This is a genomic window from Mesorhizobium sp. CNPSo 4671 (assembly GCF_057784245.1).
The window spans coordinates 790,919-802,330 of sequence record NZ_JBWLUW010000004.1 but is presented as its reverse complement, the minus strand read 5'-3'; the positions used below and the strand labels follow the sequence as shown (position 1 = coordinate 802,330).

Annotated in this window: 12 protein-coding genes and 1 pseudogene; 6 read left to right on the top strand and 7 right to left on the bottom strand. The window is 63.8% G+C overall.

Annotated elements, in window-relative coordinates:
• The 4 genes and pseudogenes from ftsY to AC04SF_RS15945 form a co-directional block, all read left to right on the top strand.
• Window positions 1-1,183: signal recognition particle-docking protein FtsY (gene ftsY, locus AC04SF_RS15960; protein WP_488478588.1), on the top strand; the 1,183-nt coding region annotated here is incomplete at its 5' end.
• A gap of 45 nt (window positions 1,184-1,228) precedes the next feature.
• On the top strand, window positions 1,229-1,903 hold the full coding sequence (locus AC04SF_RS15955; RefSeq protein ID WP_488478587.1) for a septation protein A: 675 nt from the start codon (window positions 1,229-1,231) through the stop codon (window positions 1,901-1,903).
• Window positions 1,904-1,972: 69 nt separating this feature from the next.
• Complete coding sequence (locus AC04SF_RS15950) at window positions 1,973-2,593, top strand: pyridoxamine 5'-phosphate oxidase family protein (protein WP_488478586.1); 621 nt, start codon at window positions 1,973-1,975, stop codon at window positions 2,591-2,593.
• A 39-nt stretch (window positions 2,594-2,632) separates the two neighbouring features.
• Window positions 2,633-3,073 (top strand): annotated as a pseudogene (locus tag AC04SF_RS15945) (NADPH-dependent FMN reductase); the annotation flags it as partial.
• Window positions 3,074-3,196: 123 nt separating this feature from the next.
• On the opposite strand, the gene AC04SF_RS15940 reads toward AC04SF_RS15945, so the two are convergent.
• A complete protein-coding gene (locus AC04SF_RS15940) occupies window positions 3,197-3,403 on the bottom strand; it encodes a tautomerase family protein (RefSeq protein ID WP_488478620.1) in 207 nt (68 codons plus the stop codon).
• 162 nt (window positions 3,404-3,565) lie between these two features.
• On the bottom strand, window positions 3,566-4,486 hold the full coding sequence (locus tag AC04SF_RS15935) for an SMP-30/gluconolactonase/LRE family protein (protein ID WP_488478585.1): 921 nt from the start codon (window positions 4,484-4,486) through the stop codon (window positions 3,566-3,568).
• A 283-nt stretch (window positions 4,487-4,769) separates the two neighbouring features.
• Between AC04SF_RS15935 and AC04SF_RS15930 the strand changes: the two genes are divergently transcribed.
• Window positions 4,770-4,937, top strand: a complete 168-nt coding sequence (locus AC04SF_RS15930) for a hypothetical protein (RefSeq protein ID WP_095202681.1) — start codon at window positions 4,770-4,772, stop codon at window positions 4,935-4,937.
• A gap of 247 nt (window positions 4,938-5,184) precedes the next feature.
• On the opposite strand, the gene AC04SF_RS15925 is transcribed toward AC04SF_RS15930, so the two are convergent.
• From AC04SF_RS15925 to ccmA, 4 genes are all read right to left on the bottom strand, one after another.
• Entirely contained in the window at window positions 5,185-5,763 is a 579-nt protein-coding gene (locus tag AC04SF_RS15925) for a DsbE family thiol:disulfide interchange protein (RefSeq protein ID WP_488478584.1), read from the bottom strand.
• The gene (gene ccmD, locus AC04SF_RS15920) at window positions 5,760-5,927 is read right to left on the bottom strand and encodes a heme exporter protein CcmD (protein ID WP_488478583.1); all 168 of its coding nucleotides are present in this window, start codon (window positions 5,925-5,927) and stop codon (window positions 5,760-5,762) included. Before ccmD ends, AC04SF_RS15925 begins: the two co-directional genes overlap by 4 nt.
• 117 nt (window positions 5,928-6,044) lie before the next feature.
• Window positions 6,045-6,710: a heme exporter protein CcmB gene (gene ccmB / locus AC04SF_RS15915; protein ID WP_488478582.1), complete on the bottom strand. Its 666-nt coding sequence runs from the start codon at window positions 6,708-6,710 to the stop codon at window positions 6,045-6,047.
• A gap of 211 nt (window positions 6,711-6,921) precedes the next feature.
• Window positions 6,922-7,530, bottom strand: a complete 609-nt coding sequence (gene ccmA, locus AC04SF_RS15910) for a heme ABC exporter ATP-binding protein CcmA (RefSeq protein WP_488478581.1) — start codon at window positions 7,528-7,530, stop codon at window positions 6,922-6,924.
• A 285-nt stretch (window positions 7,531-7,815) separates the two neighbouring features.
• On the opposite strand from ccmA, the gene acnA reads away from it, so the two are divergent.
• On the top strand, window positions 7,816-10,506 hold the full coding sequence (gene acnA, locus AC04SF_RS15905; protein WP_488478580.1) for an aconitate hydratase AcnA: 2,691 nt from the start codon (window positions 7,816-7,818) through the stop codon (window positions 10,504-10,506).
• A gap of 55 nt (window positions 10,507-10,561) precedes the next feature.
• On the opposite strand, the gene AC04SF_RS15900 is transcribed toward acnA, so the two are convergent.
• Window positions 10,562-11,245, bottom strand: a complete 684-nt coding sequence (locus AC04SF_RS15900; RefSeq protein ID WP_488478579.1) for a ceramidase domain-containing protein — start codon at window positions 11,243-11,245, stop codon at window positions 10,562-10,564.
• Between the last annotated feature and the right edge of the window lie 167 nt (window positions 11,246-11,412).

The window sequence follows — 11,412 nt, the reverse complement described above, 5'->3', positions numbered from 1 at the left end:
GGGGGGGGGGGGCCAAGGCGCCGACGCCGGCGCCAGTCACCCCCACCCCCGAGCTGCGCTCGGGACCTCCGCCATCGAGGGGGAGGTAAAGCGCACGCCGGTCGAAGCTGCGCCCCCGGCGGTCGAGCCGCGGCCTGTCATCGCTAAGGTAGCACCGGTCCCACCCCAACCCCTGCCCGAACCAAAACCCGCGCCCGGCAAGGTGACCGTCGCCAAAAAGGTCGAGCAGAAGGCCGAGCCGGTGAAGGCGCCGGAGCCGGCGCCGCGGCGCTCCTGGTTCCAGCGCATGCGGGACGGGCTTGCCCGTTCGTCGCGCGAACTGACCGGCAACATCGCCGGCGTCTTCACCAAGCGCAAGCTCGACGAGGAGACGCTGCAAGACCTGGAAGACGTGCTGATCCGCGCCGATCTCGGCATGGAAACCGCGCTTCGTATCACCGACGCGCTGGCCGCCAGCCGCTACGGCAAGGACGTCTCCGATACGGATGTCCGTACCGTCATGGCGGCCGAGGTGGAGAAGGTGCTGACCCCTGTCGCCCGGCCGCTGGAGCTCGATCTCTCGCACAAGCCGCATGTCATCCTCGTGGTCGGCGTCAACGGCACCGGCAAGACCACCACCATCGGCAAGCTGGCGGCGAAACTGACCGATGGCGGCCTGTCGGTGATGCTCGCCGCCGGCGACACCTTTCGCGCTGCCGCGATCGAGCAATTGAAGATCTGGGGCGAGCGGACGAAATCGCCTGTCATCGCCTCCAAGCTCGGCGCCGATGCCGCCGGCCTCGCCTATGACGCCTTCGAACGGGCAAAAGAAGCCGGCTCCGACGTGCTGATCATCGACACTGCCGGCCGGCTGCAGAACAAGACCGAGCTGATGGCGGAACTGGAAAAGATCGTCCGCGTGCTCGGCAAGCTCGATCCGGAAGCGCCGCACACCGTGCTGCAGACGGTCGACGCCACCACCGGCCAGAACGCGCTCAACCAGGTCGAGATCTTCCGCAACATCGCTGGCGTCAACGGCCTGGTGATGACCAAGCTGGACGGCACGGCGCGCGGCGGTATTCTGGTGGCGATCGCGGCAAAGCACAAACTGCCGGTCTATTTCATCGGCGTCGGCGAACAAGTCGACGACCTCGAACCTTTCTCCGCAAGCGAATTCGCCAGGGCGATCGCTGGAGTGGCGTAACGGCAGGATCCCTTTTCAACGGGATCGTGCGTAAGAAGGAAGATCATGAACCCACCCATTCTCGAACGCGATCCGTCCGACCCGCAGAAAGAGAAGAAGGAAGGCGTCAATCCCGTGCTCAAGCTGGTACTGGAGCTCGGGCCGCTGTTGGTCTTCTTCTTCGCCAATGCGCGCGGCGAATGGCTGGTGCAGAAATTTCCTGTTCTCGGTGAATTCGGCGGCCCGATCTTCGTCGCCACCGGCCTGTTCATGGCCGCCACGGCCATCGCGCTCATCGCCTCCTGGCTGCTGACGCGCACGCTGCCGATCATGCCGATGGTGTCAGGTGTCGTCGTCTTCATCTTCGGCGCGCTGACGCTCTATCTGCAGGACGACATCTTCATCAAGATGAAGCCGACCATCGTCAACACGCTGTTCGGCGGCGTGCTGCTGGGCGGCCTCTACTTCGGTAGGTCGCTGCTCGGCTATGTCTTCGATTCGGCCTTCAAGCTCGATGCCGAAGGCTGGCGCAAACTCACCTTCCGCTGGGGCCTGTTCTTTATCTTCCTGGCCGTCGTCAACGAAGTGGTGTGGCGCAATTTTTCCACCGACGCCTGGGTTACCTTCAAGGTCTGGGGCATCATGCCGATCACGCTTCTGTTCACCTTCAGCCAGATGCCGCTGATCCTGCGCCATTCACTGGACGACAAGGCAGGCGGGGAAGAGAAGGCCGGCAAGTAAAGCAATTCCAGGAAAAGTGTGAAGCGGTTTTCCCACAGGAATTGCGTCAAAACAAAAGGGGAGAGGGCCATGGAATTCGTCACCACGCGCGAGGAATTGCGGACGATCTACAAGACGCCCCGGCCCACCGACGGTTCGATCCGCAAGGAATTGAAGGCGCTTGACGGCCATTGCCGTTCCTTCATCGGCAAGAGCCCGTTCGTGCTGATCGGCTCGTCAGACGGCGAAGGCAATGCCGATGTGACGCCCAAGGGCGACAAGCCCGGTTTCGCCGCCATTCTCGACGACAGGACCATCGCCATCCCCGACCGGCCCGGCAACAACCGGCTGGATACGTTGGAGAACATCCTGCGCAATCCCTCGGTCGGCCTGCTTTTCCTCATCCCCGGCATGAACGAGACGCTGCGCGTCAATGGCGATGCCCGCATCACCGTCGATGCCGGTTTGCGCGAACGCCTCGTCGTCGACGGCAAGGAGCCGCAAAGCGTCGTCGTGGTTACGGTCAAGGCGGCCTACATGCATTGCGCGAAGGCCTTCATGCGCTCCGATCTGTGGAAGCCGGAGAGGTGGTACGACCGCTCGACGCTGCCGACGCTCGGCCAGATCCTGCGCGACCAGCTGGTGGTTGCCGAGTCGGCCGATGCGACCGACCGCTGGCTCGACGAGGAATACAAGCAGACGATGTGGTAGGTTTTGCGGACGTCGATTCGTCCTGACTGGCTCCATACCTTGCTGAACATCCTCGCCATCTCCGGCAGCCTGCGCGCGGCCTCCACCAATTCGGCCCTGGTCGCGGCACTGGCACGCAACGCGCCGCCCGGCTGCCGCGTCACCGTCTATGACGGGCTCGGCCGCTTGCCGATCTTCAACCCCGACGACGAGGGCCAGCGGACACCGCCCGAGGCCGCCTTCCTGATCGACGCCGTCACCAGTGCCGACGGCATCATCGTCTCCTGCCCCGAATATGCCCATGGCGTGCCCGGCGGGCTGAAGAACGCGCTCGACTGGCTGGTCTCGCGCGACGCCGCCGTGGACAAACCGGCCATGCTGGTCCACGCCTCGCCGCGCTCGCTATTCGCCCGCGCCGCCTTGGCCGAGATCATGCGGACGATGTCGTTCGCGCTTTATGAGGGCGAACTGGAGATCTCCCCCTGTGGGAGAAGGTGGCCTCGCGAAGCGAGGTCGGATGAGGGGTGCTCCAGCTTGGCGCCGACAGCACTCCGTCACCCACCCCTCAACCGTCTCGGCGCTCCGCGCCGATCCACCTTCTCCCACAAGGGGAGAAGGGAAGACCTACCCCTTCCGCAACGTCTCGACATCGGTCTTGCCGACATACCAATCGCGGGCGTTGACCTCTTCGAAGACCACCCAGACATCGTTATTGCCGAGCCCGGTGGCCTCCATGATGGCCGCCGTGACTTTCTTGGCGATGTCAGCCTTCTTGCCTGCCGGATCGGCGGCGATCACTTCCTTGACGATGCGGATGTTGACGAATGGCATGACGTCCTCCCCTCGGATTGTGCCTGATACCGGCAAGAGACTGCTTCGAGATCCTCTCCGGCGAACTGGATGGCGGCAGCTCCGGCGGCCGGGACGCAACTGGCGACCCGGGTATGCGCAGCAATGCCATCAAGACCCGCCAGAGGAGCGTGCCGAATAGCTTCAAAAAGTCTTGGCCCCGTTCACCATCAGCCGCACCGAATAGAGCGAGGTGGTGCCGGCGATGTAGAGGCAGTTCAGCTTGGCGCCGCCGAACACGCAATTGGCGGTCACTTCCGGCACCTTGACCTTGCCGATCAGCGTGCCGTCCGGATCGTAGCAATGGATGCCGTCGGCGGCACTTGTCCAGATGCGCCCGTCGGCATCGAGCCGGAAGCCGTCGAACAGGCCGGCGGTGCAGTCGGCGAAGACCTTGCCGCCGGAAACCTTCTTGCCGTGCTTGCCGATGTTGAACACCCGCATATGCGCGGGGTTCTCAGCACCATGCGTGCGGCCGGTATCGACGACATAGAGCAGGCTTTCATCCACCGAGAAGGCAAGCCCGTTCGGCCTCACCATGTCGGTAATGACGGCCTCGACCTCGCCGCTGTCGGGATCGACCCGGTAGACGTAGCAGGCGCCGATCTCGCTCTCGGCCTTGTCGCCCTCATAGTCGGTGTCGATGCCATAGGTCGGGTCGGTGAACCAGATCGAGCCGTCGGACTTCACCACCACGTCGTTGGGCGAGTTCAGCCGCTTGCCCTTCCATTTGGCGGCGATCGTGGTGACCGAGCCGTCATATTCGGTGCGGCTGACGCGGCGGCCCGAATGCTCGCAAGTGACCAGCCGGCCCTGCCGGTCGACGGTGTTGCCGTTGGAATTGCCCGACGGTTGGCGGAAGACACTGACGCTGCCGTCCGTCTCGTCATAGCGCAGCATGCGGTTGTTCGGGATGTCGGACCAGACGACGTAGCGCCCGGCGGCGAACCAGGCCGGTCCTTCCGCCCAGCGGCATCCGGTGAACAGCTTGTCCACCTGCGCGTTGCCGTTGAACAGGCGCGCGAAGCGCGGATCGAGAACTTCATAGTAATCTGCGGCCGCCATGTATTTCCTCCCGGCATCACGTGAAACCGGATCAAGCCAGCCCACGATCGATATGGCAAGACGCGGCCGTCGCAATTTGTATGACAAAACGGAGAGGAACGGGTGCGGCCCAGGTCTGGCCCGTGGCCACGCGCCTTAGGGTTCGATTAACCGGCTATGCGCTGCGCGCAATGGTGCATTGCAACATCTTCTTTTTGCAATGCACCATTCCTATGTCATGTTCCGTATTGACCAAGGGAGGAAGAAACCCGCCGCCAGAATGCGGCACGAAAGGACCCTTGCTATGATCTTCAACGATCTCATGACCCGCGCTCGCAGCAGCATCGCCAAGCGCAAGCACTACAACCGTCTCGTCGCCGAAATCGACAGCTTCACCAGCCGCGATCTGGCCGACATGCGCGCCGACCGCTCGGAAATGCTCTACCAGATCCACAAGCAGATCTACGGCTGAGTATTCGGTCGACCAATCACGTTCGTCATCCTTGGGCGTAGCGACGCAAAGCGGAGCGAAGACCCAAGGATCCATGCCGTGCTCTTCGAGCGCCGCAGCGGTGCAGAATTTCTGTCTACCGCTGTACGCAACGCCTATTCTGATCTGAAGTATCCTTTGACCGACGTCCCGGCATGGATTCTAGGGTCTGCGCCGCGTCGCTTCGCTCCTTGCTTCGCCCTAGGATGACGAAGGCGAGATAGCGCCGTCAGTTCGGTGCGGCTAATGCCTTCTCAATCTGCGGCAGCAGCAGATCCCGCGCCGACTCCGCCGTCAGCGGGCCGACAAACTTGTAGGCGATCTTGCCGTCCTTGCCGACGATGAAGGTTTCCGGCACGCCGTAGACGCCCCAGTCGATCGCCGCGCGGCCGGCTTCGTCGACGCCGATCGCCTGGAACGGATTGCCGAGGTCGCCAAGGAACCGGCGGGCGTTTTCCGGCTGGTCCTTGTAGTTCAGCGCCGCCATCACGAACCGCTTGTCCTGCGCCAGCGCCAAGAGCACCGGATGCTCTTCGCGGCATGGCGCGCACCATGATGCGAACACATTGACCAGCGTGACCTTGCCGGCAAAGGCCTTCGAATCGAGCCCTGGCAGGCTTGACCCCTCCAGTGCCGGCAAATTGGTCTGCGGCGCCGGCAGGCCGATCAGCGCCGAGGGCACTTCCGAGACATCGCGCCCAGACAAAAGCTGCGACAGGAATAGGCCGGCGAGGCCGAGGAAGACCAGCAGCGGCAACAGCACGAACAGGCGGCGGCTGGGTGGCGGCGTTTCGGTTTCGCTGCTCATGGCTTCTCCGCCTTGTCGGAACGCCGCCGCACGCCGGCCGCTTCGAGCTCGGCAAGCTCGCGCTTGCGCGCCCGCTGGTCGAACAGGATCCAGCCGATCAGCCCGGCCAGCACGACCGCCGTGATGCCATAGGCTGCGGTGACATAGAGCGCATGCGCACTCATGCGACGCACCCCACATGATCTTCCGCTATTGCTTCACCGTGCTCGATCATCGCCTTCCCATAGCTTTGCGCCCTCGGCTTCGCAATCGGACGCCGCGTCGCGCCCTGTGCGGCCACATCAATCCGTTCCATGCCGCAGCGCCAGCGCCGCCGAGACCGGCCCCAGCACGGCAAGAAACAGCGTCAGCGCGGCAAGAATGAGGAAGGGCTGCAGGAACGGATCGGGATTGGCCGTCGCGCCATAGCTTGCCGAAACGCCGAAGATCAGCACCGGGATGGTTAGAGGCAGCACCAGCACCGAGATCAGCAGCCCGCCCCGCGGCAGCGCCACCGCCACCGCGGCACCCGCGGCGCCGATGAAGGTGATGGCCGGCGTGCCGACCAGCAGGGTCAGCGCCGTCGCGCCGATCGCCAGCGGCTCCATGTTCATGAACAGGCCGAGCAGCGGCGCGGCGACGACCAGCGGCAGCACGCTGCCCGCCCAGTGCGCCAGGCATTTCACCAATACGGTCAGCGCCAGCATGTGCCGGTCGTTGCCGAGCACCAGGAGATCGAGCGAGCCGTCCTCGCGATCGGCCTGGAACAGCCGGTCAAGCCCGAGCAAGCAGGAAAGCAGCGCGCCGATCCACAGGATCGCCGGGCCGATGCGGGCCAGCAACTTCAGGTCCGGCCCGACGCCGAAAGGAATGGTGGCGATAACGGCGAGGAAGAAGATGACGCCGGTCAGCGCGCCGCCGCCGGCGCGAATGTTGAGGCGGATGTCGCGGGCGAAGAGGGACCACATTACCATGTGGTCCCTTGTTGAGGACGGTGTTCTGTGGCGCCCCCCTCTGGCCTGCCGGCCATCTCCCCCACGAAGGGGGAGATCGGCAATTTCGCCGAAGGCGCACCTCTTACAATGCTGGAGATTGTCGAAAGCCGAGACAGCATCCAATCTCCCCCCTCATGGGGGAGATGGCCGGCAGGACAGAGGGGGGCGCCGTAGAGTGCTGTCATCAAAAGGACTGCCCCATCACCAACGCCTGTGCCCCCTCCAACCCCAACGGCAGATGCGTCGCCGCGACAATCATCCCACCCTCGGCGCAGTGTTTCATCATCAGCCGCGCAAACCGCTCCTCCGAAGCCTTGTCCAACCCCGCCGTCGGCTCATCCAGCAACCACAACGGCCGATGGCTGACCAGCAATTTCGCAATCGCAGCGCGCCGCCTTTGCCCGGTCGACAAATACCCGAACGGCAGATGGCCGATACCCCCCAGACCGACCGTCTCCAGCGCCTCCTCGGCGCCGACATCGCCGCCGCCATTGAAATTGCGCCAGAACCGCAGGTTTTCCGCCACGCTGAGCGCCGTCTTCATCGCATTCTGGTGGCCGAGATAATGGCAGGCCGAGGCGATCGACGGAAACGCCTCACCGCCGCCTTCGAGCAGCAGCCGGCCTTCCGCCTTCGGCAGCAGCCCGGCAATGATCCTGAGCAAGGTCGATTTGCCCGATCCGTTCGGCCCGGTGACGACCAGCGCCTGGCCGTCGTCCAGCGCAAAACCAATGCCGGAAAAAACCGCCTCGCCGCCGCGTTCGCCGCCCAGATTTTCGGCGATAAGCCGCATCCCTCGCCTGCCCTGAAAACAATGTTTCGCGAGCGCTGCCGCATCGCACAAATTTGCTCTCCGACTGTCTAGAACTATTCCAGAAAATTCTCTATATGCGGTGCATCCGTGCCAGCGGTCGGCGCGGGAACAGAATTTGCGCCGAACCAGCGCACGCGCCGCCTTGAACGGCTCGGGTTGCTTGGGAACGGACAGCGGAAATGGCCGTACCCGCACCTTTGCGCGTGATTGCATGCCATCGGCGTCCGTTCCCTTTCAGGCTGAACAGACAAGGACGGATCGCACGTGTCAAAATCCCTCGATAGTTTCAATTGCCGTCGCACGCTGACCGCGGGCGGCACTGAGTATGCCTATTTCGACCTCATCGAGGCCGAGAAGAACGGCCTCACCGGTATTGCCCAGCTGCCCTATTCGATGAAGGTGCTGCTGGAAAACCTGTTGCGCAACGAGGACGGCCGCTCCGTCACCAAGGAATCGATCCAGGCGGTCGCCGGCTGGCTGACCGACAAGGGCACTGCCGGCGTCGAGATCGCCTATCGCCCGGCCCGCGTGCTGATGCAGGATTTCACCGGCGTTCCGGCCGTCGTCGACCTTGCCGCCATGCGCGATGCCATGGCTTCGCTCGGCGGCGACCCGCAGAAGATCAACCCGCTGGTGCCGGTCGACCTCGTCATCGACCATTCCGTCATCGTCGACGAATTCGGCACGCCGCTGGCCTTCGCCCGCAATGTCGAGCTCGAATATGAGCGCAACGAGGAACGCTACAAGTTCCTGAAATGGGGCCAGCAGGCGTTCCGCAACTTCCGCGTCGTGCCGCCCGGCACCGGCATCTGCCACCAGGTCAATCTCGAATATCTCGGCCAGGTCGTATGGACCAACACCGAGGACGGCGAGACGACAGCCTATCCCGACACCTGCGTCGGCACCGATTCGCACACCACCATGATCAATGGCCTCGGCGTGCTCGGCTGGGGCGTCGGCGGCATCGAGGCCGAGGCGGCCATGCTCGGCCAGCCGGTCTCCATGCTTCTGCCCGAAGTCATCGGCTTCCGCCTCACCGGCAAGCTGAAGGAAGGCGTCACCGCCACCGACCTCGTGCTCACCGTCACCCAGATGCTGCGCAAGAAGGGCGTCGTCGGCAAGTTCGTCGAGTTCTTCGGCCCGGGCCTGTCCAACATGACGCTCGCCGACCGCGCCACCATCGGCAACATGGCGCCCGAATATGGCGCCACCTGCGGCTTCTTCCCGGTCGATTCGGAAACCATCCGCTACCTGACGATGTCCGGCCGCGAGGAAAGCCGCATCGCGCTGGTCGAGGCCTATTCCAAGGCGCAAGGCATGTGGCGCGAGGCTGGCTCGGCCGACCCGGTCTTCACCGACCTGCTCGAACTCGAACTGAGCAGCGTCGTGCCGTCCATGGCCGGCCCCAAGCGCCCCGAGGGCCGCGTCGCGCTCGAAGGCATTCCGGCCGGCTTCGCCAAGGCGATGGAGACCGAATACAAGAAGGCCGCCGAAATCTCCAAACGCTACGCTGTCGAAGGCACCGACCATGATCTCGGCCATGGCGACGTCGTCATCGCCGCCATCACCTCCTGCACCAACACCTCGAACCCGAGCGTGCTGATCGGCGCCGGCCTGTTGGCCCGCAACGCCAACCGCCTCGGCCTCAAGCAGAAGCCGTGGGTGAAGACGTCGCTCGCCCCCGGCAGCCAGGTGGTCGCCGAATATCTGGAAAAGTCCGGCCTGCAGAAGGAGCTCGACCAGATCGGCTTCAACCTGGTCGGCTTCGGCTGCACCACCTGCATCGGCAATTCCGGCCCGCTGCCGGCGCCGATCTCCAAGACCATCAACGACAAGGGCTTGATTGCCGCCGCCGTGCTCTCCGGCAACCGCAATTTCGAAGGCCGCGTCTCGCCCGACGTGCAAGCCAACTATCTGGCGTCACCGCCGCTGGTCGTGGCGCATGCGCTGGCCGGCACGGTCACCAAGGATCTCACCACCGAGCCACTCGGCGAGGACAAGAACGGCAATCCGGTCTACCTCAAGGATATCTGGCCGAGCTCGGCCGAGATCCAGGAGTTCATCGAGAAGAACGTCACCCGCGAGCTTTTTGCCCGCAAATATGCCGACGTCTTCAAGGGTGACGAGCACTGGCAGAAGGTGCAGGCGCCGGAAGGCCAGACCTATGCCTGGGACGACAATTCGACCTATGTGCAGAACCCGCCCTATTTCGCCGGGATGACCGCAGGGTTCGGCAAGATCGGCGACATCAAGGGCGCCCGCGTGCTCGGCCTGTTCGGCGACAAGATCACCACCGACCACATCTCGCCGGCGGGTTCGATCAAGGCCGCCTCGCCGGCCGGCAAATACCTCACCGACCACGGCGTCGGCGTGGCCGACTTCAACCAGTACGGCACGCGGCGCGGCAATCATGAGGTTATGATGCGCGGCACCTTCGCCAACATCCGCATCCGCAACCACATGCTGGGCGAGAACGGCCGCGAGGGCGGCTACACCATCCACTATCCGTCGAAGGAAGAGGAATCGATCTACGACGCGGCGATGGAGTACAAGAAGGAAGGCGTGCCGCTGGTCATCTTCGCCGGCGTCGAATACGGCAATGGCTCGTCGCGCGACTGGGCGGCCAAGGGCACGAATCTCCTTGGTGTCCGAGCCGTCATCGCCCAGTCCTTCGAGCGCATCCACCGCTCGAACCTGGTCGGCATGGGCGTCATCCCCTTCGTCTTCGAGGAAGGCACGTCCTGGGCCTCGCTCAACCTCAAGGGCGACGAACTGGTCGAGATCGACGGATTGAGCGCCATCAAGCCGCGCCAGACGATGACCGCCAAGGTCACCTATGGTGACGGCACGGTGAAGAACGTGCCGATCATCTGCCGCATCGATACGCTGGACGAGCTCGACTACTTCAAGAACGGCGGCATCTTGCAGTACGTGCTGCGCGATCTGGCGGCATAGTCGCAAGGGAATAGGGCAGTAAGGGAGCAGGCAAGGAAGTCATCTCCCTACTGCCCTACTGCCCTACTGCCCTACTGCCCTTCGGCGCCCCAAACCGCGCCGTCGCCGCCAGCAGCACGCCCAACATCAGCGCGTTGAAGATGTGCCACAGGAAGTGCGTGCCGAGCGGAAAGCTGGCGCAGACCATCGGGTCGATCATCCGGCAGATGGCGGACACCACGAAGATCGCCGACCCCGCCAGATTGTACCAGCCGGCCCGGTTGCCGTTGACTGCTACCCAGACACCGAAGAAGGCGAGCGCCAGGAATGGCGGCAGATAGGTTGTCGTACCGTTCGACGCCTGGCGCAGCCAGTCCGGCACGGCGAAAGTAATCGCCCCGGCCACCGCATAGAAGACGACGAAGACCGCGGTCGCCTTGCCCCATTCCATGCGCAGGAAGCGGCGCAGATTGAACAGCGTATAGGCGAGGGTGAAGCCGGCAATCGGCAGGATATCGGCCCAGATCGTGCCCTTGGTGGCAAAGGTATGGAAGATCGTCGAGCCGATGCCGATCGCCACCACCCACCAGGCCAGCACCTCGGCGAAGGTGCCGGCCTTGCATCGGCGTACTTCCCGCACGCCCCACAATCCCGCGGCAATGAAAGCGAGGTTGGTCAAAGCATTAGCCGGCTCGGCCCAAAGTCCAGGACCGGTCCGCTCGCAATAAAGATCGACAGGGGTCAGGAGAGTTTGCCACATGGTGATGATGCCGCTCCCGAATCGAACCACGTCGTGAAATGCAGTGCCTCTCCTATTGCGACCTTACCTGTGGCCACAATGGCAAAATTTCACCGCAACGTGACTTCCCGTTGACTTCCGCTTCTGCCACATATTTCAGACAATCAGAACAAAGCCGGCGCCACCGG